This is a genomic window from Arthrobacter zhangbolii (assembly GCF_022869865.1).
In the GTDB taxonomy this organism is placed as follows: domain Bacteria; phylum Actinomycetota; class Actinomycetes; order Actinomycetales; family Micrococcaceae; genus Arthrobacter_B; species Arthrobacter_B zhangbolii.
Window position 1 is genome coordinate 2081318 of record NZ_CP094984.1, and the last position, 22295, is coordinate 2103612.

Consider the following 22295-nt stretch of genomic DNA (forward strand, 5'->3'; position numbering starts at 1 on the left):
GAGGCAGCACCCCATGGTCCATAAGGTTCAGGCCGTAGTCGTCAAGGAAAAGAACGCCCCCGTCTCGCTGGAGACCATCCTGGTGCCGGATCCCGGCCCCGGGGAAGCGCTCGTGGACATCCTCACCTGCGGTGTCTGCCATACCGATCTGCACTACAAGCAGGGCGCTATCAATGACGACTACCCCTTCCTGCTTGGCCACGAGGCCACCGGCGTGGTTTCCGCCGTCGGCCCCGATGTCACCGAGGTGGCCCCCGGGGACCGCGTGGTGCTGAACTGGCGCGCCGTCTGTGGCGAGTGCCGCGCCTGCCGCAAGGGCGAGCCGCAGTACTGCTTCAACACCGCCAATGCCACCCAGAAGATGACCCTGGAGGACGGCACCGAACTGACGCCGGCCCTGGGTATCGGCGCGTTCGCTGAAAAGACCCTCGTGGCCGCCGGCCAGTGCACCAAGGTGGACGACGACGTCGATCCCGCCGCCGTGGGCCTGCTCGGCTGCGGTGTGATGGCCGGCATCGGCGCAGCCATCAACACCGGCGAGGTGCAGCGCGGTGAGTCCGTGGCCGTCATCGGCTGCGGCGGTGTGGGCATTGCCGCGGTCGCCGGAGCCAAGCTGGCCGGAGCCACCACCATCATCGCGGTGGATATCGACCCCGCCAAGGTGGAGATGGCCAAGGCGCAGGGCGCCACCCACGGGATCAATTCCAAGGAAGAGGACCCGGTCGAAGCCATCCGCGCGCTCACCGGCGGTTTCGGCGCCGACGTCGTCATTGACGCTGTCGGCCGTCCGGAAACCTACAAGCAGGCCTTCTACGCCCGTGACCTCGCCGGCCGCGTGGTGCTGGTGGGCGTACCCAACCCGGACATGAAGATCGAACTGCCACTGGCGGACGTCTTCGGCCGCGGCGGCTCGCTGAAGTCCTCCTGGTACGGCGACTGCCTGCCGTCCCGGGACTTCCCCATGCTGGTGGAGCAGTACAAGCTCGGCCGGCTGGACCTGGATGCCTTCGTCACCGAGCGCATCGGCCTGGGCGACATTGAGGAAGCCTTCGCCAAGATGCACGACGGCAAGGTCCTGCGTTCGGTGGTGGAACTCTAATGTTCCGCATCGACAACGTAGTCACCTCCGGCACCTTCTCGCTCGACGGCGGGACATGGGACGTGGATAACAACGTCTGGATTGTCGGTGACGACGCCGAAGTGATCGTCATCGATCCCGCGCACAACATTGACGCGATTGCCGACGCCGTTGGCGACCGTGAGGTCATGGCCATCCTGCTCACGCACGGCCACGATGACCATATCCGCGCGGTGGAACGGGCCCGGGACCGCTTCAGCGCCCCGGTGTTCCTGCATGCCGCGGACCGGATGCTCTGGGACGCGGTGTTCCCGGACGAGGGCCCGGATGACGTGATTGAGGACGGCGACACCTTTGAGGTCGCCGGGCACACCCTGCGCGCCCTGCACACCCCGGGGCACTCCCCCGGATCGGTCTGCTTCTCGCTGGCCGCCAGCGAGGACGTCCCGGAGCCGGTGGTGTTCAGCGGTGACACGCTGTTTAACGGAGGCCCCGGAGCCACCGGACGCTCCTACAGCGACTTCCCCACCATCATCGAGTCCATCAGGGAACGCCTGCTGACGCTCCCGGCGGAAACCAAGGTGCTCACCGGGCACGGCGATGCGACGTCGATCGCCGCCGAGGGGCCGCACCTGCAGGAATGGATCGACCGGGGGCACTAGGAATGGTGTCCCGCCTGTTGCACCGCTGCTGACCGCCCGGAGTTAGGCTTGGGCAATTGAACAGCCTGGCTCGCGAGCAGAATCGAGGCAAAGCGATGGATCGCAAAGTGATTAATCGGATAGGCCCGCCGGTATTGTTCCTTGCCGCAGTTTTCATTTATGCGGTGATCCTGGGCGGCCCCGTCAGCCTCGCACAGCTGCTCATTACCGCTCTGATCATCCTTGCCGCCTGGGCAGTCGCTGCACGTCTCATCACACCGAAGCAGCAGCGGGATCCGTAAATACCGGATCCGGAGTGGAAGCACACCGAAGGCCCGTGCACACCGCACGGGCCTTCGGCATGTCCCGGCCGTGTCCGGGACTTGATCAAATCCGCAACCCCTTGTATCCGCTTTCACCCCGCAAGAGACTGGTTTCATGGCACTGCAGATCAGCCCCGCATTCTGGAACTTCCTCCCCGAGCTGCGTTTCGAGCCCACGCCGCGGCGCATCCGTGCACAATTGGGCGACAACACCGTGGTGGATTCCAGCAGTGCGGTACTGGCGTACGAGCCCAGACGGGTCACGCCGCTCTATGCTGTCCCTGCCCGCGACATTACCGCTGAGCTGACCGCCGCCGATCCCCCGGACCGGGACCCGCTGGATGCTGTCCCGCCTGCGGCATTGATGGATCCGCGCTATCCCTTCGCCGCACATACCGCGCCCGGCCAGCGACTGGATCTGCGTGCCGGATCCCATGACCTGCCGGGCGCAGGCTTCCGTCCGGATGACCTGGATCTTGCCGGCTACGTGCTGCTGGACTTCGACGCCTTCGACCGCTGGCTGGAAGAGGACGAGGAAATCAAGGGGCACCCCCGCGATCCCTTCCACCGGGTGGACGCCCGGCAGTCCTCGCGGAACGTGCGGGTGCACCTGGGCGGACAGTTGCTGGCGGAAACCCGCAAACCGGTCTTCGTGTACGAAACGATGCTGCCGGTGCGCACCTACTTTCCCCGGAGCGACGTGGACTGGGATGCCCTGCAACCGTCACTCAAGCAGTCGGTCTGTCCCTACAAGGGAACTGCGACCTACTGGTCCGTGGCCGGGCAGCCGAACGGCACCGACCTCGCCTGGTCCTATGAGACCGTGTTACCGGATTCGGCGCAGCTCAAGGACCGGGTCTCGTTCTTCGACGAACGCACCGACGTGTACGTGGACGACGCCAAACAGGACATCAATTCCCTGTTCCGCTTCTGAGCCGCGCTACTGCTCCGGTATCAGCCAGGCTGTTCGTTCAACGATGGTGAACCCCAGCCTGGCAAGGTTTCGGATACTTGGCGCTCCAGGAGCTGCGGTAGCAGTCGCCAAGGGGATACCGAGAGCTCTTGTCTGTCGAAGGCGGTGTGCCAGGAGGGCGGCTTGGGCACCAGCACCTCGAGCAGCTGAAAGGGTGGAAGCACCGCCAAATACCGCCCCCGTGGGGTGCACTGACATGGCAGCTGCGGCGAGGGGCTCGTCGTTGCGGGAGGCGATGAAACCACGGACCATCGGGTGGGCGTGCTCCGCCCGGATCAACTCCCCGACCTCCCTTGACGCGGCGTACCCGGCGTCAAGAAGGTCCAGAAAGAGGCTCGTATCCCTCTTTGTGGAGACCTGGTGGATTTGCCACTCGTCACTAGCGGTGCCGTCCAACCGGTTGTTTGAGCTCGGGCATACGTAGGCAATCGGCCGGGTAGGTGCCGGCGTGTATCCGTCCTCTAGCAGTCGGTCGGTGAGGCTTAGCGATGGCGTTGTCGCGATGAGGGTTGGTTGATGCGGGGCCGGGAACTGTCCGAGGACGTCAGGCAGAGCCAGAACAGACTGATCGTCCAGACCCTCGACAGTGTTAAGGAACCCATATTGGTCCCCGGTGGCCATGCTCGCCCGCAGTCCACCATGTAAAAATGATTCGAATCTACCCACCAGTCCTGCGGCCGCGGCTGCAGCCAGCGATAGCGATTTACGCTGGAATATAGCCAACTCCGCAGCTTGAATAGACTCTTCGACGGTATCGGGCATACCCGAAGCCTAACTTCAGCTGATCAACCACGTGGAGTGAACCGCAGCGGTAAACGGCATAGTTCCTGTAGCTGTTTGTGGCCGACCAGTCTCGTACGCTCATCGTTCAACGGACCCACGCCGACCGGCTGGACCACCGCCAATTCACCGCCACTCAGGCGACCAAGGACGACAGCGGTTTATATAACTTCGAACACCAGCCGCTACGAACATATATGGGGTGCATTCAGGAGGTAGTCCGACTAAGTTCGCACAATGCGAGATGATGTGCAGCATGGTTTACATGCCCCACGCCACACAGGCTGACCTGCAACTTCTGGTGTCTATCGTTAATCAGGTTCGGCGCTGGACGGACGACAAACAGCAGCCCATGGAGGTATGGCCCGGCAGCGAAATGGAAGCGGACGAAGCAGCCTGTGCACCCGATTGTTCTCCGGCACACCTGGTTCTGTGGACTATCAATAGCGCCACGGACAGTCTGCATGCCATCACGGAAATGATTTGGACCCGCGGTAAGTACATCCCTACTGCTTTCTATCCGCTGATGCGTACTGCGTTGGTCAGCGTAACGAGGGCTCTCTGGATTCTTCTGCCGGACGATCCTGGGGAACGTCGTAAACGAGCATTCGGGGAGGCGCTTAAGGAGGCGACCAGTGAACGTCAAGCACTTGTCGAGTTCAACACGTTGCCAAGCGTAAGCCGGATGTTAGAGACGCCGCCGGGCGAACTCATCGCGGACTTGGACATACGGATAAAGAAGTTGTCGGCAAGGCTGGAAGGTGAGAAGCCGAAGGGCGATACCCGCATGATTAAAGCGCTTGCTGAGCAAGTCTCACTTCAGTCTGATCTCCCCGATGCCGACGAACTAGTCGGTAGATACATGCTTATGTGGCATGCATTTAGCGGCACTGTGCACGGTTTTACTTGGCAGGACCAGTTCGCTGCAGTTGTCGATGAAGATCCTGGCACCGAGATAATAGGTGACTTCCTCCAAAACTTGCTTCACGTTGCGTCGGCGGTCGAGGAGGCCCTCGACCTTTACATGCGACGGGCCGGTCAGGCGAGACTGTTGCCCTCGTGAGTAAGGACCAGCTTTACAACCGCGCAGTCCATCTCTCTACAAGATCCACCACCCCTACGGTTCCAGAGCACCCACCGACGCCTGAAACTCGCCAAATCGGCCGCATGGATTCCAGTAAGACTCGCCCACAATAGCGCCCGGTGAGGGCGGGCTAAAACGCTACAGCCCTACAGCCGCATGGGTCTTGCTGCCTCCACACGCGCGGGCCCTTAGCGGCATGGCCGCTGTCAGCCGCGGAGGAAGGTCAGCCGTCGCTTTCGGCAATCTGGATAAGGTTGCCCACGGTGTCGGAGAAAACCGCCGTCGTCACCGGTCCCATCCGGGTGGGCGGCTGCGTGAAAGCCACGCCCAGGTCCGACAGCCGCTGATATTCATCCTGCACACTGTCCACGGCGAACGACGTGAACGGGATCCCGTCCGCTGCGAGGGCCTCCATGAACGGCGCGACGGCGGGATGCCCGGCCGGCTCGAGCAGCAGTTCCACCCCGCCGTCCTCCCCCGGCACCCCCACGGTCAGCCAGCGCGCCCCGCCCGCCGGCACGTCCTGCCGCGGTTCGAAGCCCAGCACACGGGTGTAAAAATCCAATGCCCTGTCCTGGTCGTCTACAAAAATGCTGGTCACTACAATCCTCATGTATGTTCCCTGCCTGTTCGGGTTTTCGGGGCCGGCTGGCCGGCGGATCCGGGTGTGCACGGCCAGTATCCGGCTTCACACGCGAAGGCGGGAGGGTGGAAGGCAGGTAATATAGTTCGGCGCAGCTTAGTCCAACCCCTCGAAAACATCACCGAGCACCGGCGCCCCCGGTGGCCGCGGCGGCCATGCGATGACCAGCGGCTCTGCCCCCGACGTCCGCGACCACCCCGCGTCCTCCTGCGCGTCCGAAGGCACACCCGGGGACACCGCGTAGCGTTGGGTGCGGTGTTCCATCAGCCCTGCCACCACCCGCCCCGCGACGCTTCGGACGTCCACCTCGATCCCGATCAGCTCGTCCGGGACCGGACGCAGGTCATACACGCGGGCCTCGTTCCAGGGCTCCAGGCCGTGCCGGATACGGCCGCGGTTCCAGCGTTCCCAAGTGGAGCGCCGCATGGCGCCGTGCAGCAACCGCCGCAGCCCCGGTCCGCCGTCGGTACGCAACAGCTCGAAGGCTGCGTCGGTGGCAGCGCCGACGGCAATGTGATCGGGATGACCGGTGATCCCATCCGGACCAAAGGTAGCCACGACGTCGGGCCGTTCCTGCGCCAGGATCCCGCCGATGCGTTCCACCAGCTCGGTGCGCGGGACATCGCTGAGCGTCCCGTCGTCGTAATCCAGCCATTCGTGGCGGTCCGGAGGGCGGCCGTGCGCGGTCCACGCGGCCTCCATTTCCCGGCGCCGGACCTGGCCAAGCGGCTCATTCAGGGGAGGATAGGCAGGGTCTACTCCTCCTGCACCGCCGTCGGTCGCGTGGATGAGGACAAACCGGAAACCCGGATCGCGTTCATGCAGCGCCACCGTTCCAGCGAGTCCGTACGCGTCATCGTCGGGATGGGCGACGACGAGGGCAAGAACATGGGAACCACCCATGCCGGCACCTCCTGCAGTCCGCGGTTCCGCCACCGTTCCAGCCTAGGACTTCCTCCGCAGTCCGGCAGGGGTTTCCCGAAACCGGTTCGGGTATTCCGTTGCGTCGGGAGCTAGGCTGGACTGCCATGGAGTGGTTCAGCGCCGGGGGCGATGAATTCGCGCGGCAGGTGCTGCAGCGCGGAATCGCCGCCGTCTTCCTGATCGGGTTCCTGAACGCGGCCTTCCAGTTTCCGGCCCTGCTGGGGGAACGCGGCCTGCTGCCCGCTCCCCTGTACCTGGACCGGATCAGGGGCCGCGGTATTCCCACACTTTTCCATTGGCGCTACTCGGACCGTCTCCTGCTGACCGTGGCCTGGTCCGGGGCTGCGGTCTCCGCCCTGCTGGTGGCCGGAGTGCCGCAGTCCGGGCCGTGGTGGCTGCCGATGGCGGCTTTCCTGCTGATCTGGGGGCTCTACCTGTCCATTGTGAACATCGGCCAGACGTTCTACGGGTTCGGCTGGGAATCACTGCTGCTGGAGGCAGGCTTCCTGGCCGCGTTCCTCGGGTCAAACGACGTCGCAGCACCGGTGACGGTGCTCTGGCTGTTCCGCTGGCTGGTGTTCCGGCTGGAATTCGGCGCCGGGCTGATCAAAGTGCGCGGCGATCGTGCCTGGCGGGACCTTACCGCCCTGTACTACCACCACGAGACCCAGCCCATGCCGAACCCGGCCAGCTGGTTCTTCCACCACCTGCCCAGGCCGCTGCACCGGGTCGAAGTGCTCGGCAACCACTTCGCCCAGCTGGTGGTGCCCTTCTTCCTGTTCTTCCCGCAGCCGATCGCGTCGGTGGCGGCGGCCATCATCATCATTACGCAGCTGTGGCTGGTGGTCTCCGGCAACTTCGCGTGGCTGAACGTGCTGACCATCCTGCTGGCCTTTACGGCGGTCAGCGATTCCGCCATCCAGGCAGTACTGCCGTGGGCGCAGTTCGGTTCACCGGACCCCGCAGCCACACCGGCGGTGTTCGTCGTCGTGGTGCTCGCCGCCACTGCAGCGGTGCTTTACTGGGCCTGGGCACCGCTGAAGAATCTCTTCAGCCGCAACCAGCTGATGAATGCCAGTTTTAACCGCTGGCACCTTTCCAATGCCTATGGTGCCTTCGGCAGTATCACCCGGCACCGCAACGAGGTGGTCATTGAGGGTACCAATGACCCGCCGGGACCCGGCGCCCGCTGGCGCGAGTATGAGTTTCGGGGCAAGCCCGGGGATCCGCGCCGGCTGCCCCGCCAGTTCGCGCCCTATCACCTGCGCCTGGACTGGATGATGTGGTTCCTGGCCCTGGGCTCCTACGGCGCCTGGTTTCCCGAACTTCTCCGGAAGCTGCTCGCCGGGGACGCACGGACCCTGCGCCTGTTGCGCAGGGACCCGTTCAACGGCGAACCGCCCCGCTGGATCCGGGCGCAGATGTACCGCTACCGTTACTCCACTGCCGCTGAACGCCGCAGCGAGGGTGTCTGGTGGGTGCGCGAACCGGCCGGGATCCTGGTGGATCCGATCGAGGGGCCGGGGCCGGTCAGGCGCCGACCTCCGGCTTGGTAAGAACCGTGTGCGTGGCGTGGTCGTAGAGGAAGCTCAGCGGACCGCCGGCATGCTCAATCTGGATGTTCCCGCCGTCGCGGTGTGCTCCGAATCCGTAGTTTTCCGCCCAGGAACCGTTCAACGCCACCTTGTACTCGTAGCTGCCGGCAGGCAGGTCCAGGGTCAGCTTCCACAGTTCGTCATGACGGTCAAAGCTGAACGTTGCTCCGGCCGGATCCCAGTCACTGATACCCAGGGCGCTGCCGAAGCTGCCGGCAAGGGCAACGGATTCGGGCTGCGGGAAGGACGGTTCGTAGCCGTTGCCGCTGTCCTGATGTGAACCGTTCGGCTCAGCGGGCACGGTGGGAACGGAAACTGCGTCCCGCACCACTTCCTCCAGCACTTCCGCAGCGCGCGGGGTCTTCCGCGCTGCCGACGGGGCGGCACCGTTGCCCTGCAGAGCGGCGGCGAGCCGGGTGGGTTCGGGGAAGTCCACCAGCGCCTGGCGTCCTCCGCTGGTGATGCTCCAGCCGGACCGGCCTTCCTTGAGGATCCAGCCGGCTTTGACGAGCTTGGTGGTGGCGTTGACCAGGGCACGTTCCCCGCGGGTGGTGCCGCTGGCCAGTTCTTCGGCTTCCCGCCCGGTCAGCGGGACGCGGTGCAGGGCGGCGGAGATGACCGTTCCCCGGCTGACCTTGCCGGACGGGTCCTCTGCAGCGAGGATCTCGAGGACCGCCCGAAGCCGCAGTGCTGTGTTTTCAACGGTGTCTGAACCCAATGGAAATCCTTTGTGACGTGTGTACTGATCAGCCTGCTGTCAGTTTCCTACCCTAGTCCGGGCACTTCCAGGCGGGAAGCACCGCCGGGCCGGTGTTGCGTCACACCACCTGCCGCAGCGCCTCGAAATCCCCGCCCGCCAGGCGGGCGTACCCGCCGTAGGCCTGCAGGACCGCGTCTTCCACGTCCGCCACCGACAGGCCGGGCACCAGGTCCCGGGCGGCGCCGGCGGTCCGCGGATCCCAGCCCAGTCCCAGTTCGGCATAGCAGTCGGTCAGCACCCTGCGCAGCGGGGTCCCGTTGCCTACCACCAGCACCGTGGAGAACAGCCAGGCGCCGGCCACCACCCGCTGGGCGGTGCCGGCGAGCTTAATACGCTCCCCCGCCGGGCCCTCGCCGTACACGGTGAACTCGCCCGGACAATACTCACCGGGGATTTCGCCGACGCCGGTCTTCAGCCCGGCCTTCTCCAGTGCCCCGGCCAGCAGGACGCCGAAGTCCGCAAACCGGCCGCGCGAGCCGGTGAGGGCGTCGGCGTCGGGTTCCACATGGTCCAGGACCAGACAGTCGGAGTGGTAGGCGGCGGCCCGCCCTCCGGCTTTGCGAACCAGGGGCTCAAAGCCGTGACGCCGGCAGGCAGCCTGGGCGGCGGCGAACCCGGGCAGTTTCGCGTCCCGCTGCCCCAGCGCCACCGTGGGGCGGGGCCGGTAGATCCGCAGGGTGGGTTCCAGCGCCCCGCGGCGGGCGGCATCGAGCATCGCCAGCGCGAAGTCCAAATCCGCGGCGGCGCCCAGCGATTTCTGCTGGCGGACCACCGTCAGGGCGCCGGACACTGTCTAGGCTCCGCCGAGCGGCCGGACGGTGAGGATCTGCTCGCTGCGGCCGAACGGGCCGTGCTCGTCATGCAGGATGGCCGAGGTCAGCCCGATGCCGTCGGTGCCGAAGGTAACCTGCGTGTCCAGACCCAGCCATTCGCCCACCGGGTCGCGGTGCAGGTGCAGCTGCAGGTCCACGTTGGGGAACATGTAACTGTCCCCGCCCGGCGGCACACGGGTGGAAATGCCGTTGGCGGTGTCCGCCATGCCGATCAGCCGGACCAGGTCGGAGGTGGGCATACCCTCCACCATCTCGTGCGGGGTCCGGAGCCAGGCCCGTCCGCGGCCGGGGCGGAGCCCGGGCAGGGCACGCATCTCCACCGATTCGATGAAGGCGCCCGGCCATGCGGTCAGGCCCTCGCGGGTGCCCGCCTCGGCGGGGCCGGGCATGGTCCCGTCCTCCACCGCGGCCACCTCCGACGTCGTGCCCCGGGCCAGCCGCCATGCCGTCGCCCGGACCGCGGTGCGGCCGTCCGCGACCATTTCGGCCTGCAGCAGTTCGATGGTGCGGCCGGGGCGCAGGAGCGAGGTCTTCACCTCGAACGTGCTGCGCGGAATCAAACCCAGGATGTCATAGCTGATGCGGGCCATCCGCAGGTCCGGCCGCGGCTGGAACTGCTCCAGGCAGTGCGCCAGCAGACCCGAAATGGGCGCCATGTGCTGCTCCTGCGGGTTCCAGGCACCCTGGGTGTGGATGGTTGCTTCATAGACGCCGTTGCCCAGTGAGCGGTAATACGATTCAGCCACGTGCTTTGCTTCTCCCTGCCGTTCGGAATGGGCTTTCAGGCTACCCCAGCACAGTGACCGGTCTGGCCTGGGGTTGCGGTGCGGGTCACAATGGCCCGATGGAATACACCCATCTCGGCCGCTCCGGCCTGTCCGTTTCCCGCTTCTGCCTGGGCACCATGAACTTCGGCCCCAAAACCGACGAGGCGGACGCGCACGCCATCATGGATTCCGCCCGGGACACCGGCATCAATTTTTTCGACACCGCCAACGTTTACGGCTGGGAGCGCAAGGGCTGGACGGAGGAGATTGTCGGCCGCTGGTTCGCCAAGGGCGGCGGCCGCCGCGAGGACACCGTTATTGCCACCAAGCTCTACGGCTCCATGAGTGAGCGCCCCAATGACACGTTCCTGTCCGCCCTGAACATCCGCCGCGCCCTGGACGCCAGCCTGAAGCGTCTGCAGACGGACTACATAGACCTCTACCAGTTCCATCACATCGACCGAAACACTCCCTGGGACGAGATCTGGCAGGCCATGGAAGTGGCCGTGACCCAGGGCAAGATCATCTACAACGGCAGCAGCAATTTCGCCGGCTGGCACATTGCCCGGGCACAGGAGAACGCCGGGCGGCGGAACTTTGCCGGCCTGGTCAGTGAACAAAGCATCTACAACCTGATCAACCGGACCGTGGAGCTGGAAGTTATTCCCGCCGCCCGCCAGTACGGGCTGGGCCTGCTGGCCTGGTCACCGCTGCAGGGGGGGCTGCTGGGCGGGATCCTGCAGAAGGAGGCCGACGCCGGCGGGCGCCGGGCCGAGGGCAGGGTACGTGACCTGCTGGAGAAGCACCGGGGGCAGATCCGGCAGTACGAGGATCTGGCCGCCGAACTGGAGATCCCTCCGGGGGTCCTGGCCCTGGCCTGGCTGCTGCATCAGCCTGCGGTCACGGCTCCGCTGGTGGGACCGCGTACCCAGGAACAGCTGGATGAGGCGCTCCTGGCCCTGGACGTGACCCTGGACCAAAAGACCCTGGACCGGCTGGACGAAATCTTCCCCGGCCACCGCACAGCACCGGAGGACTACGCCTGGTAGCCGGCCGGCTCAGGCGCTCGCAGGCACGCGCTCACCCTCAGGCGCTCGCAGGCTCAATCAGTTCCGGGCCGTTGTTCCGCACGGAGTTGACCTGACTGGAGACCACCCGCGGGGTCAGGACGGGTTCGGGCACGGCGTCGAGCAGCTGCGCAACGTCGCTGCCCCCGGTCAGCTTCGGGTCGAGCCAGTCCGCGTAGAGGTCCGGCGCGATGATCAGCGGCGTCCGGTCGTGGATGTGGCCCAGGGCGTCGGTGGCCTGCGTGGTGATGATGGTGACGCTCAGCAGCCACTTGTGCTCGTGGTCTTCGGGCAGTGCCGGGTCGGGCCAGAACTCGTAGAGACCGGCAAAGGCCAGCGGATCCTGTTTCTCCGAGTACAGGTACGTGGGGATCTTCCCGTCGGCGGTTTTCTCCCACTCGTAGTAGCCGTCCGCGGGCACCAGGGCCCGGCGCTTAACGGCGGCTTTGCGGAAGGCGGGTTTCTCCAGGATGGTTTCCCGCCGGGCGTTAATCATCCGTGCTCCGATTTTGGGATCCTTGGCCCAGACCGGCACCAGGCCCCATTTCGCCGTCGCCAGCCGGCGGACCGGCTCCTCCTGCCGGAACCGTTCAGTGACAATCCGCACGTCATCCGTGGGCGCCACATTCCAGGACGGCAGCACATCCGGGCCCACCGACTGTTCGACGGCGAACGCTGACACGAGGTCCGACGTCGCCCTGGCCATGACATAGCGTCCGCACATGGCACCCATTGTGCACCATGGTCCGCCCCGGCCAGGAGCGGCAGCCCTCCCCCGCACGGCAGGAACGGTTACTTTCTTTCGAACATATGTTCTATTTTTAAAGCATGAACCAAAACGCTGCCGAGCGGCTCGCTTCCCGCTTGGTCCGGCGGGCAGAGCCCATCGGCCTGACGCCGGAGGAGCTGGACTTCGAGCACAATCCGGTCACCACGTCGGTGCCCGGTGTGCCGGTGTGGGCCTGGATCAGGTTTCCCGGAGCGGCCGAACGGGTAAAGGGTGAGGCCTGCAGCTGGTCCTCCCGGGCAGTGCAGGTGCTGTGGGAGGACGCCGGGCTGCGGCGGGCCACCTGGGTGTGGGCCTCTGCCGTGACCCGGCGGGAAAACAACAGCCGCAAACAGGCGCTGGGCGACAGGACGGCCCGGGACCGGATGCAGGGCTGAAGGACGCAGGGCTGAAGAACGCAGTGCTGAACGACCCAGCGGTGAAGGACGCAAACCGCTAAGGTGCCGCCGGGCAATTGATTTCATGCAAACCCGGCCAGACTGGATCACCGTTGCTGTGAAGGAGGAGCGAACCGCCGTCGGAGTGCCACTTGAGCTCATAATTTCGACTGCTAACCGGCTCGTACCCGTCATCGGCTGTCCAGGAACTGACCTTCCAGCCGATGCCGGCGGCGTTGACGACGTAGACCGTACCGCTGCCGGCAAACAGGAACGAGACTTCGCGCACTGCCACACGGCAACCATCGCTGTTGGCCGGTGAGAGGACGTGATACTTGGCGCTGGAAACATCATCCAGTGCGCCCAGCCCGCTGAAGAGGACCGAGACAACCGCCGGCAGAGTCACGAACCAAGGCCACCGGTTGCGCCGGTTCCGGCCCCTGAAGGTAATTGATGATCGCCGTCTGGACGAATCCACTTTCAGCAACACCATGGCGGTCAGGAAGAGAACACCGCCGACGGCCCACCCGGGCACCGCCTGCTGACCAAGGACGAACAGAAATCCGGCCCAGCCCATAACACTGCACAGTGGGGCGAGCACGAGCAAAATAACTGAAGCCCGGAAGAGCCTGGACGAAGGCTCCGCCCCAACCCCGACTGGTCCCGCGGCCCCGGCTGTTGCGGAAGCCCCGTCTAGTCCTGAAGCCCCGGCTCCACGGGCATCACCTGGTCCCACAATCCTCCTTCATCAGCGGTGGCAGATTCCCGACCCCGGACACGTATGCCGGGCGCCGTCCCTCAGTATTGGCTGAAATCGGCCGTCGCCGGGTCCGCACCCAGCCGGCTGCCCTCGTCCAGGCCGTCCAGGACGTCCAGGTCCTCCTGCGCCAGGTCCAGCTGTGCGGCGGCCAGGTTTTCCCGCATCCGCGCTGAATCCGCCGACTTGGGAATGACGATCCTGCCCAACCCCAGATGCCAGGCCAGCACCACCTGGGCCGGTGTGGCAGCGTATTTATCCGCGAGCGCGGCAACTTCGGGCGCGTCGAGGCCGGTGCCCTGCCCCAGCGGCGAGTACGCCTGCACCGCTATCCCCCGCGCCGCTGTCTCGGCGGCGAGCGCTGCCTGGCGGAAACCGGGATGAAGTTCAATCTGGTTCACGGCCGGCAGTATCCGGCTCTGCTCGGCCAGGGCGTCAAGATGCTCCACCAGGAAATTGGAGACGCCGATGGCCCGCATGAACCCGTCCTGATAGAGGCCCTCAAGTTCCTTCCAGGCCTGGACGAAGCGGCCCTGCGACGGGACCGGCCAGTGGATCAGGTAGAGGTCCACGACGTCGAGGTTCAGAGTATGCCGGCTCTCCAGGAACGCCGACCGGGCCCGGCCCTGGTCCCCGTTGCGCAGTTTGGTGGTCACAAAGATCTCCGAGCGCGGAATGCCCGACGCCGCGATGGCCGCCCCCACTCCGGCTTCATTGCCGTAGGCTGCCGCGGTATCGATGTGCCGGTATCCGGCGGCGAGCGCGTCCTCGACCACTTCCTGCGTCCGCTCCGGCGGAACCTGGAAGACACCGAACCCAAGCTGCGGAATGGGCACTGAATTGCCCAGTGTCAGATCCGGGACAGGGATGCCTGGGCTGTCGGTCATTGCGTCGCCCTTCCTGGGAGTCCGCCCCGGCCTGTGGCTTAGGCTGGGTGCAGTTGGGTGCCGGGAACCTCCACCTAAGCCCGGCTTCCCGACCCCGTCAAGGAGCGGGCCGGAGGAACTTCGGTCATGGAACTCTCGAGTAAGGCATCGCGTGGCATTGAATCTGCTCTTCATCGGCGGGACCGGCGTGATCAGTTCCGCCGCCGTCGCCCGCGCTCGCAGCCTGGGGCACCGCGTGGCCGTACTGAACCGGGGCGTCTCCGGGGCGCGCCCGGCACCGGCCGGCGTCGAGCATCTCAGCGCCGATGTGCGGGATCCCGCCGCCGTCCGCGCCGCCGTGGGGAACCGGGAGTTCGACGCCGTGGCGGACTTCGTTTCCTACACTGCCGACCATGTGGCCGCTGCCGTGGAGCTGTACCGCGGGCGTACCGGGCAGTACGTCTACATCAGTTCCGCCTCGGCGTACCAGAAGCCGCCGTCGCAGTTGCCTGTCCGGGAGTCCACCCCGCTGCGTAATCCGTTCTGGCAGTACTCCCGGGACAAGATCGCCGGTGAGGATGTCCTGGTGGAGGCTTACCGTGCGGAGGGGTTCCCGGGAACCATCGTGCGCCCTTCACATACCTATGACGCGACCAAGGTGCCGCTGATCGGCGGCTGGACCGATATCCACCGGATGCGGGCGGGGCTGCCGGTTCTGGTGCACGGTGACGGCACGTCCCTGTGGACGCTGACGCACAGCCGGGACTTTGCCACGGGGTTCGTCGGACTGTTGGGCCGGCCGGCCGCCGTCGGGGAGAGCTTCACCATCACCTCCGACGAGTTCCTGCCGTGGGATGCCGTCTACCGCACCCTGGCCTCAGCGGCGGGGGTGCCGGAACCGCAGCTGGTGCACGTGGCGTCCGAGACCATCGCGGCCCATGATCCGGGGCGCGGCCCGGGACTGCTGGGAGACAAAAGCCATTCCTCCGTCTTCGACAACACCAAGATCAAGGCCCTGGTTCCCCAGTACTGTGCGGCCATTCCCTTTGCTGCCGGCGCCCGCGAAATCCTGGGCTGGTATGACGCCCATCCGCAGGCGCAGGTTCCGGACGCGGGCTGGATGGATGTCAGCGACCGCCTGGCTGCGTGGGCCGGCGCCGGCGCGGCCGACGGCAAGCGGCGAAAGAAGTCGCCGGCACCCGGTGTTTGACTGTTAGAGTGCCTGCAAGAGGCCAAATGAAAGGCAACAGCATGTCGGATAAAAACCCGTTTGCGGGACTGGGTGACGGAGCACGTTCCAATTCCGGTCCCGACGGCGACCAGTACGCCTACCCGCAGTCCAACGAACCGCGGCCGGCACCGCGGCCTCCGGAGTCCCCGGCCCCGCAGCAGGCACCGTATCAGCAGTACCCGAACCAGCAGCAGGGCCAGTATCCGGCCCAGCAGTACCCGGGCCAGCAGCAGGGCCATGCCTACCCCGGCCAGCACCAGACGCCGCCGCAGTACCCCGGCTATCCCGGCGGCCAGCCCCCGCAGGCCTACCCGAACCAGGTCCAGAACTACCCCGGCCCCGGGCAGCACCACCCGCAGCCCGGATACGGCCAGAACCAGTTCGGTCCCGCCCCGTACGGGCAGGGACCCTATGCACAGGGTTACCCGTCCCAGAAGTCCCGGGTGGTTGCCGGTCTGCTGGGCGTATTCCTCGGCGCCTTCGGGGTGCACCGCTTTTACCTGGGCAACTCCGGCATCGGCGCAGCCCAGGTGGTGGCGACCGTGTTCACCGGCGGCTTTGCCGGCGTCTGGGGATTTGTGGAAGGCATCATGATCCTCTGCAACGCCCAGCCCTTCCGCACGGATGCACGCGGCATCCCGCTCAAGGGATAACGCGACGCAGGACTGTCCCGTCCGACGACGGCGGGACAGTCAGCCCTGCATGTTACGGCGGTAGCGGTGCTCCAGCAGCAGGCGGGCTCCGTTGACCACCAGCGTTTCGACCGGCACCCCCTGTTCCTCGGCCAGTTCCTCCAGTTCCCGTCCCAGCTTCGGCGGGATCTGTACCTCAATGATCATGGCTTAAATCGTATAGCCGCCGCTGGCCCCTTCCTGACGGAACGTCCGTCAGCTGCGTCACCCGGCAGTGTGCTCCGGCCGGATATGCCTGCCAGTCAGCGGCACGGATACCCGAAGACGGACCCGCCCGGCTGCCGGACCGCCACCGCTGCCCCCGCCCCGACGTCGGCGGTGCTAGTCTGGACATTCGAACGTTTGTTCTAGTGCAGCCCGGCGGGAAGGCGGATACATGGCGGTGTTTTCAGCAGACCGTTCCCGCAGGACAACACCGCCGGCGGAGTCCGACGCCGCAACGGCAGCCGGCTTCCCCAGCCCCGCCCGCGACTATTTCGACGGCCGGATAGACCTCAACCGGCACCTCATTCGCGACCCCACTTCCACCTACGTGGTGCGGGTGGACGGCGATTCAATGGCGGGCACCGGTATCTGCAGCGGCGATGAACTGATCGTGGACCGTTCACTCACTCCGCGGGACGGCGCCGTCGTGGTTGCCGTGGTGAACGGCGAGCTGGCGGTACGCCGGCTGCTGCTGGACGGCGGCCGGATCCTGCTGCGGGCGGACAGCCCGGGGTATGCGGACATCGAGGTGGCGGAACCGTCCGAACTCTCGGTATGGGGCGTTGTGACGCGCTGCCTGCACCATGTCTGACGCGCCCGGGACGGCCGCTTCCGGCGAACGGATTGCCCTGGTGGACGTGAACAGTTTCTACGTCTCCTGCGAGCGCGCCTTCGACCCGAAGCTTGCCGGTGTGCCCGTGGTGGTGCTCTCCAACAATGACGGCTGCGTGGTGGCCCGCTCGGATGAAGCCAAGGCCCTGGGCATCAAGACCGGGACCCCCTGGTTCCAGCTCGCCGAATCCGCCCCGCAGGTGGGCCTGATCCAGCGCTCCAGCAATTACGAGCTCTATGGCGACCTGAGCTCGCGGGTGATGGAACTGCTGGGCCGTTATGCCCTCTGGCAGGAGGTCTACTCCATTGACGAGTCCTTCCTTGGACTGGCCGGCACCCCAGCCGAACTGGACGCCCAGGGTGCGACCATCCGCGCCGCCGTCGCCCGGCACACCGGCCTGCCCGTCTGCGTGGGCATCGGCAGCACCAAAACCCTGGCCAAGTTCGCCAACCGGATCGCCAAACAGAACCGGCACCTGCAGGGCGTGTGCAACCTGGACACCATGGACCCCGTCGTCGTGGACACCATCATGTCCCGGGTACCGGTGACCGGCCTGTGGGGTGTGGGCTCCCGGCTGGGGGTCAGGCTCGCGGCACTGGGAATCGAGTCCGTGGCGGACCTGCGGGCGGCAGACCCGGCAATGATCCGGCGCAAATTCTCGGTGATCCTGCAGCGCACGGTGCTCGAACTCAACGGGACCTCCTGCATCCCGCTCGACGACGAACGCGCGGACCGCAAGCAGCTCATCTTCTCCCGCAGCTTTTCCACGCCCGTGACCACCCTGGCGGATATGCGCCAGGTAATGAGTATCTACGCGCAGCAGGCCGCAGCGCGGCTGGAGCGGGAAGGCCAGCAGGCCTCCGTTCTGACCGCCTATGCGGGAACCTCGCACTTCAGCACCTCCGCTGCGTCCTTCCCGTCCGCCACCGTCCGGCTGGCCGCCCCGACGTCGGACCCGGTCCTGCTCAGCCGGGCCGCGGTCAACGCTCTGGACGCCCAGGTGGTCGAAGGCGTGCCGTACACCAAGGCCGGGGTGATGCTCAGCGGGTTGGAGGCCGCCGGAGCGCAGCCGCTCTTCGAGGAATTCGTCTCCGCCCAGGAACGCCGGAACCTGGGCGAGCTGCTGGGCCGGGTCACGGACAAATACGGGGCGGCGAGCATCGGCCTGGGCATCGCCGGGATGGCAACCGCCAAACCCGAGTGGACCATGTCCCGCAAATACTCCTCCCCGCGCTACACCACCGAGTGGAGCGAGCTGCCGGTAGTGAAGGCGAACTGAGCGGATACCTGCACCCTCCCGCCCGCATAGGTAGTTCCTGACTGAGTGCCGCTGACAGCCCATGGCCCGGCGGGGTAGCCTGCCGACTCAGGAGCAGGGCGGACTCCATCCGCCCGCCGGCTCCTGTCTCGCAGCCGTCCCGGGGGTTCACATGGAAGTATTCTGGCCCGGCGCCGTCATCGGCCCGGTAGTTATGCTGCTCTGCTTCATCGGCTTCAGGAAACGCGAGGCGCTGGCCCGGGGTTTCTTTGCGGGGCAGGAAGCCCTCCACGGAACGCAGCGGGCCAACCGCATCATGGGCGAACCCGCGGCACGGCCGGGCAGGCTCACGGCTCCCCTGCTGGGCGGCATGGCGCTGGGCGCAGTGTTCTTTGTCCTCTCGGTCACCGGAGTCCTGGCGAGGGACAGTCCGGCGGCCCCGGCCCCTCCCCCGGGCTTTTTCCTTCTCGCGGCTGCGGGCATCGGCTTTGGCGCGTCCGCCATGGTGTATGTGCTGACCCGGAAAGGACGCAAACCCGTCAGGGCGCTGCTGTGGGGACTGGTCCTCGCCGGGATGGCCTGCATCCTCCTCGCCGGGGTGCTGTTCCTGCGCCAATGATGCTGCCGGCCGCTTGATATCCCGGGACGGCTGATATCCGGGTACGGCCGGTTCCATGCGAGGCTGTAACCATGGATCTGGTGGTATCGCCTGCGCTCACAATCCCGGCAGCGGAGCTCACCTGGCGCTTCTCCCGCTCCTCGGGTCCGGGCGGCCAGCACGTGAACACCTCCGACAGCCGGGTTGAGCTGTTGTGGAATGTTGCCGGGTCGGCGGTGCTTACGGAGGAACAGCGCGGGATGCTGCTCGGGCGCCTGCAGAACCGGCTGGTTGCCGGCGTACTCACCGTGACGGCGTCGGAACAGCGCTCGCAGCTGCGCAACCGCGAGACCGCCCTGGCCAGGCTCGCAGCCCTGGTCGCAGACGGGCTCGCCCCCGCACCGCCGAAGCGGCGCAGGACCAAACCCACCCGGGGCTCGAACTACCGGCGGTTGGATGCCAAGAAACAGCGCTCAGCGACCAAGCAGCAACGGCGGCGTCCCCCACGGGATTAGCATCATCGCCAGGCCAGGTCCGCGCTGCCATAGCGCGGCGGAAGCCAGGGATACTCAAGCTGGTGACCGTTGATCTGCAGCGGCGGCGGTACGTAGGTCAGCGACCCATAGTCTGCAAACCCGCTGCGCAGCACCGGACCGGGCAGCGCCGCAGGCTCTGTCCCCGGCGGCGGACCGGGCAGCGCCAGCAGTTCCTGCGCCGTCCGGGCCAGCGAGAGGTGCGCTGAACCCGCGGCCCCCTGCCGGCGGGCCGCCACCAGGGCGAGCGCGGCAGCGGACATTCCCAGTCCGGTCGCGTAGTCCAGGGCCTGCACCGGGAGCGCGCCGGGCCGCCAGCCGCCGTCGTCCCCGGCACCGCCGTACAGGTACGAGATACCGGTGGCAGCCTGCACGATACTGTCAAAACCCCGCCGCCCGGCCCACGGTCCCCGGTCGCCCCAGGCGTCCAGGGACACCACGGCCAGCTGCGGGTACTCCGCCCGCAGCGAGCCGGCATCCAGGCCCAGCCGGGCCATCGATCCGCCGCGGTAGGCGGTCAGGACGACGTCGGCCTGCGCCAGCAGGGCACGCAGCCGGCGGCAGGCCTCCGCACCGCCGAGGTCCGCAACGGCGCTGCGCTTGGCGAATCCGGTGTCCACGTACTGGTCCTCCAGTTCCGGAATGGCCGGCGGATCCACGCGCAGCACATCGGCGCCGAGTGCGCCCAGAAGGCGGCTCCCCGAAGGGCCGGCGATGACCCGGGTCAGGTCCAGCACGCGCAGCCCGTCCAGGGGCCCGGCGTTTCCGGGGCGGGGCAGAGCAGGATCCACTGCGTCGAGCTCCAGCCGCAGCCAGGGTTCGGCCTGCAGGACACGCCCCTGCTCCGAGTCCGCCCATGCCTGCGGTGTCCGCACCTCGGCTGCCAGCCCGCCGTGCGCTGTTACCACCGCTTCCACCTCCGCCGAGGTACGGCCCCGGACCGCGGCGTCCACCTCCCCGGGGCGCTCCGCCCCGAGTGCCGTGAACAGGGCCCGTTCATGGTGTGGATAGTTCGCATGCAGCCGCACCCAGCCGTCGGCGGTGGGCCGGAATCCGGAGAGCGGAGCGAACCCCTGGACGGGCCTGTTGTTGATCCGCAGGTGCGCGTAGGAAGCGAAGGCGGCAGCAGCGCCGTCGGACGTAAAACTGATCCGCGTCCCGCCACCAGTTGACGACGCGTAGGCGGCGACGGCGGCGGCCAGCATCTGCAGGGAACCCAGCGCGAGCCCTTCAACGTCCAGCCGGCCCGCCCACCACCAGCGCCGCCCGGACCAGGACACGGCTTCCCGGGCCTGCTCCGGCAGCAGGCGGGCCAGGCTGTGCAGCAGCGGCGGTACTCTCCCGGGCAGGGTCATAAAAGGATTATGCACCCGGCACAGCTTCCGGAAACCACCGGGTTTAGGCTTGGCACATCGGGGCGGTTCCCGACCCTCTAAAAGGCATTCCCGGACAAAGGAGCATCATGGCAGCGGATGTACTGGTAATCATTGGCGTGGGCGGCATGGGACTGGCCGTGCTGCGCCGGTCCGGGGCCGGCCGGAAGGTCCTCCTGGCCGATTTCAACGAGGACCTGCTCGAAGTGGTGCATGCCGCAGCGCTCGGCGAGGGGTTCGACGTCGTCTCCGCCCAGGTGGATGTCTCCTCCCGCGACTCGGTGGCGTCCCTTGCCGCCACTGCGCGCGAGCTGGGCACCGTGACGGGCGTGGTGCACACGGCCGGGCTCTCCCCCGTCCAGGCCCCGGTGGAGGCCATCTGGAAGGTGGACCTGTTCGGTGTGGCCGTGGTGCTGGAGGAATTCGAGAAAGTGATCGCTCCGGGAGGTTCCGGCGTCGTGATTTCGAGTATGGCCGGATACCTGGGCGGCGGCGGGCTTTCCGCAGAGGATCTGGCCAGCCTCGCGGCCAAGACCGCCGATGATCTCCTGCAGCTTCCGCTGGTTGCCGGCATCGATAACCCGGGATATGCCTACAGCGTGGCCAAGCGGGCCAACCAGGTCCGGGTCCAGGCCGCCAGCCCGCGCTGGGGTGCCCGCGGGGCACGGGTGAACAGCATCAGCCCCGGGGTCATTGCCACCCCGATGGGCCAGCAGGAACTTGCCGGAGAATCCGGCGCGCAGATGCGCGCCATGATCGAGGGGTCCGGCACCAAGCGGGTAGGCACCCCGGCAGACATCGCCAATGCGGCTGCCTTCCTGCTCAGCCGCGACTCCAGCTTCATCACCGGCACCGACCTGCTGGTTGACGGCGGCGTTGTGGCCGCCGTCGAAACCGGCGGGCGCAGCAGGCTGGCCGGCTAGGTGTACTGAGGCGGCCAGGAAGGCGGCTCCATGACTGAGCAGCAGGGACCGGATGCGGAGCACACCCCGTATCTGGTCCTGCTGCGCGGCATCAACGTTGGCGGCCGCAACAAGGTGCCCATGAAGGCCCTGAAGGGACACCTCGAGGACCTGGGCTACCGGGACGTTTCCACGTACATTGCCAGCGGCAACGTCCTGCTCTCCTCGGATCAGGACGCTGCCACGGTGGGGCGGGGCATCGAGGCAGCGCTGACCCGGCACTTCGACCTTGACGATGAACTGATCAGGGTCCTTGTCCTGACCCGGGATCAGCTGCAGGCGGTGGTGGACCGGAAGCCGGAGAACTTCGGCGAACGTCCGGACCTGTACCACTCCGATGCGGTCTTCCTCATGGATATCGACGCCGGAACCGCCATGGGTGCCTTCCGCCCGCGGGAGGGCGTGGACACGGTCTGGCCGGGCGACGGCGTGATCTACTCCCAGCGGCTCAGCGCCGAGCGTACGAAGAGCCGGCTGAGCGCGATTGTTGCGTCCCCGCTGTACAAGTCCATGACCATCCGCAGCTGGAACACCACCATGAAGCTCAGGGACCTGTTCTAACCGCTCAGTGCTAGG

Annotated in this window: 27 protein-coding genes; 16 read left to right on the forward strand and 11 right to left on the reverse strand. The window is 66.7% G+C overall.

The genetic code is table 11. The features are described 5' to 3' along the window. Positions 1-13 precede the first annotated feature (13 nt). The 4 genes from MUK71_RS09630 to MUK71_RS09645 all read left to right on the forward strand — a co-directional run bounded on the left by MUK71_RS09630 (position 14) and on the right by MUK71_RS09645 (position 2976). The gene (locus MUK71_RS09630) at positions 14-1099 is read left to right on the forward strand and encodes an S-(hydroxymethyl)mycothiol dehydrogenase (RefSeq protein ID WP_227927714.1); all 1086 of its coding nucleotides are present in this window, start codon (positions 14-16) and stop codon (positions 1097-1099) included. After that, a complete protein-coding gene (locus tag MUK71_RS09635) occupies positions 1099-1740 on the forward strand; it encodes an MBL fold metallo-hydrolase (RefSeq protein ID WP_227927713.1) in 642 nt (213 codons plus the stop codon). The genes MUK71_RS09630 and MUK71_RS09635 overlap by 1 nt, the downstream gene beginning before the upstream one ends. Before the next feature lie 107 nt (positions 1741-1847). Further along, complete coding sequence (locus tag MUK71_RS09640; protein WP_227927712.1) at positions 1848-2021, forward strand: hypothetical protein; 174 nt, start codon at positions 1848-1850, stop codon at positions 2019-2021. A gap of 136 nt (positions 2022-2157) precedes the next feature. Continuing rightward, the gene (locus tag MUK71_RS09645; RefSeq protein ID WP_227927711.1) at positions 2158-2976 is read left to right on the forward strand and encodes a DUF427 domain-containing protein; all 819 of its coding nucleotides are present in this window, start codon (positions 2158-2160) and stop codon (positions 2974-2976) included. A 6-nt stretch (positions 2977-2982) separates the two neighbouring features. Here the strand turns inward: MUK71_RS09645 and MUK71_RS09650 are convergent, their stop codons facing one another. Continuing rightward, entirely contained in the window at positions 2983-3777 is a 795-nt protein-coding gene (locus tag MUK71_RS09650) for a hypothetical protein (RefSeq protein ID WP_244802767.1), read from the reverse strand. Between the two features lie 283 nt (positions 3778-4060). On the opposite strand from MUK71_RS09650, the gene MUK71_RS09655 reads away from it, so the two are divergent. Further along, positions 4061-4858, forward strand: coding sequence for a hypothetical protein (locus MUK71_RS09655; protein WP_227927710.1), 798 nt, complete (start codon positions 4061-4063; stop codon positions 4856-4858). A gap of 244 nt (positions 4859-5102) precedes the next feature. Here MUK71_RS09655 and MUK71_RS09660 read toward each other — a convergent pair whose 3' ends face one another. Together MUK71_RS09660 and MUK71_RS09665 are read right to left on the reverse strand one after the other, a co-directional pair. Continuing rightward, positions 5103-5480: a VOC family protein gene (locus MUK71_RS09660; RefSeq protein WP_432418047.1), complete on the reverse strand. Its 378-nt coding sequence runs from the start codon at positions 5478-5480 to the stop codon at positions 5103-5105. Between the two features lie 138 nt (positions 5481-5618). After that, positions 5619-6425, reverse strand: coding sequence for a PIG-L deacetylase family protein (locus MUK71_RS09665; RefSeq protein ID WP_227927708.1), 807 nt, complete (start codon positions 6423-6425; stop codon positions 5619-5621). A 125-nt stretch (positions 6426-6550) separates the two neighbouring features. Here MUK71_RS09665 and MUK71_RS09670 point away from each other — a divergent pair, with 125 nt between their 5' ends. Then, positions 6551-8002, forward strand: a complete 1452-nt coding sequence (locus tag MUK71_RS09670; RefSeq protein ID WP_227927707.1) for a lipase maturation factor family protein — start codon at positions 6551-6553, stop codon at positions 8000-8002. On the opposite strand, the gene MUK71_RS09675 is transcribed toward MUK71_RS09670, so the two are convergent. The 3 genes from MUK71_RS09675 to MUK71_RS09685 all read right to left on the reverse strand — a co-directional run bounded on the left by MUK71_RS09675 (position 7977) and on the right by MUK71_RS09685 (position 10380). Continuing rightward, a complete protein-coding gene (locus MUK71_RS09675; RefSeq protein ID WP_227927706.1) occupies positions 7977-8759 on the reverse strand; it encodes a pullulanase X25 domain-containing protein in 783 nt (260 codons plus the stop codon). The two genes, MUK71_RS09670 and MUK71_RS09675, sit on opposite strands and share 26 nt — an antisense overlap. 100 nt (positions 8760-8859) lie before the next feature. Continuing rightward, complete coding sequence (locus MUK71_RS09680; protein ID WP_227927705.1) at positions 8860-9591, reverse strand: lipoate--protein ligase family protein; 732 nt, start codon at positions 9589-9591, stop codon at positions 8860-8862. Between the two features lie 3 nt (positions 9592-9594). Next, positions 9595-10380: a thioesterase family protein gene (locus tag MUK71_RS09685; protein ID WP_227927704.1), complete on the reverse strand. Its 786-nt coding sequence runs from the start codon at positions 10378-10380 to the stop codon at positions 9595-9597. Between the two features lie 98 nt (positions 10381-10478). Here MUK71_RS09685 and MUK71_RS09690 point away from each other — a divergent pair, with 98 nt between their 5' ends. Beyond that, positions 10479-11450, forward strand: coding sequence for an aldo/keto reductase (locus MUK71_RS09690; protein WP_227927703.1), 972 nt, complete (start codon positions 10479-10481; stop codon positions 11448-11450). 37 nt (positions 11451-11487) lie between these two features. Here MUK71_RS09690 and MUK71_RS09695 read toward each other — a convergent pair whose 3' ends face one another. Continuing rightward, positions 11488-12192, reverse strand: a complete 705-nt coding sequence (locus MUK71_RS09695) for an SOS response-associated peptidase (protein WP_227927702.1) — start codon at positions 12190-12192, stop codon at positions 11488-11490. A gap of 104 nt (positions 12193-12296) precedes the next feature. On the opposite strand from MUK71_RS09695, the gene MUK71_RS09700 reads away from it, so the two are divergent. Then, on the forward strand, positions 12297-12632 hold the full coding sequence (locus MUK71_RS09700) for a hypothetical protein (RefSeq protein ID WP_227927701.1): 336 nt from the start codon (positions 12297-12299) through the stop codon (positions 12630-12632). A 58-nt stretch (positions 12633-12690) separates the two neighbouring features. Here MUK71_RS09700 and MUK71_RS09705 read toward each other — a convergent pair whose 3' ends face one another. Continuing rightward, on the reverse strand, positions 12691-13038 hold the full coding sequence (locus MUK71_RS09705; protein ID WP_227927700.1) for a hypothetical protein: 348 nt from the start codon (positions 13036-13038) through the stop codon (positions 12691-12693). A 392-nt stretch (positions 13039-13430) separates the two neighbouring features. Next, on the reverse strand, positions 13431-14276 hold the full coding sequence (locus tag MUK71_RS09710) for an aldo/keto reductase (protein ID WP_227927699.1): 846 nt from the start codon (positions 14274-14276) through the stop codon (positions 13431-13433). A gap of 151 nt (positions 14277-14427) precedes the next feature. Here MUK71_RS09710 and MUK71_RS09715 point away from each other — a divergent pair, with 151 nt between their 5' ends. Both MUK71_RS09715 and MUK71_RS09720 read left to right on the forward strand, forming a co-directional pair. Beyond that, the gene (locus MUK71_RS09715; RefSeq protein ID WP_227927698.1) at positions 14428-15465 is read left to right on the forward strand and encodes an NAD-dependent epimerase/dehydratase family protein; all 1038 of its coding nucleotides are present in this window, start codon (positions 14428-14430) and stop codon (positions 15463-15465) included. Positions 15466-15506: 41 nt separating this feature from the next. Then, on the forward strand, positions 15507-16139 hold the full coding sequence (locus tag MUK71_RS09720; protein ID WP_227901641.1) for a TM2 domain-containing protein: 633 nt from the start codon (positions 15507-15509) through the stop codon (positions 16137-16139). Between the two features lie 39 nt (positions 16140-16178). Here MUK71_RS09720 and MUK71_RS09725 read toward each other — a convergent pair whose 3' ends face one another. Continuing rightward, positions 16179-16325 carry a hypothetical protein gene (locus MUK71_RS09725; RefSeq protein ID WP_227901639.1) on the reverse strand — a complete coding sequence of 49 codons (147 nt, stop codon included), beginning with the start codon at positions 16323-16325 and terminating at the stop codon, positions 16179-16181. A gap of 229 nt (positions 16326-16554) precedes the next feature. Between MUK71_RS09725 and MUK71_RS09730 the strand changes: the two genes are divergently transcribed. The 4 genes from MUK71_RS09730 (at position 16555) to arfB (ending at position 19366) form a co-directional block, all read left to right on the forward strand. Next, the gene (locus MUK71_RS09730) at positions 16555-16974 is read left to right on the forward strand and encodes a LexA family protein (RefSeq protein WP_227901638.1); all 420 of its coding nucleotides are present in this window, start codon (positions 16555-16557) and stop codon (positions 16972-16974) included. After that, entirely contained in the window at positions 16967-18274 is a 1308-nt protein-coding gene (locus MUK71_RS09735) for a Y-family DNA polymerase (RefSeq protein WP_227927697.1), read from the forward strand. Before MUK71_RS09730 ends, MUK71_RS09735 begins: the two co-directional genes overlap by 8 nt. Positions 18275-18425: 151 nt before the next feature. Continuing rightward, complete coding sequence (locus MUK71_RS09740) at positions 18426-18872, forward strand: CPP1-like family protein (RefSeq protein ID WP_227927696.1); 447 nt, start codon at positions 18426-18428, stop codon at positions 18870-18872. Between the two features lie 71 nt (positions 18873-18943). After that, the gene (gene arfB, locus MUK71_RS09745) at positions 18944-19366 is read left to right on the forward strand and encodes an alternative ribosome rescue aminoacyl-tRNA hydrolase ArfB (protein ID WP_227927695.1); all 423 of its coding nucleotides are present in this window, start codon (positions 18944-18946) and stop codon (positions 19364-19366) included. A gap of 2 nt (positions 19367-19368) precedes the next feature. Here arfB and MUK71_RS09750 read toward each other — a convergent pair whose 3' ends face one another. Continuing rightward, on the reverse strand, positions 19369-20739 hold the full coding sequence (locus MUK71_RS09750; RefSeq protein ID WP_227927694.1) for a CoA transferase: 1371 nt from the start codon (positions 20737-20739) through the stop codon (positions 19369-19371). 107 nt (positions 20740-20846) lie between these two features. On the opposite strand from MUK71_RS09750, the gene MUK71_RS09755 reads away from it, so the two are divergent. Beyond that, a complete protein-coding gene (locus MUK71_RS09755; protein WP_227927693.1) occupies positions 20847-21680 on the forward strand; it encodes an SDR family oxidoreductase in 834 nt (277 codons plus the stop codon). A 30-nt stretch (positions 21681-21710) separates the two neighbouring features. Then, the gene (locus tag MUK71_RS09760) at positions 21711-22280 is read left to right on the forward strand and encodes a DUF1697 domain-containing protein (protein WP_227927692.1); all 570 of its coding nucleotides are present in this window, start codon (positions 21711-21713) and stop codon (positions 22278-22280) included. The last annotated feature ends 15 nt before the right edge of the window (positions 22281-22295 follow it).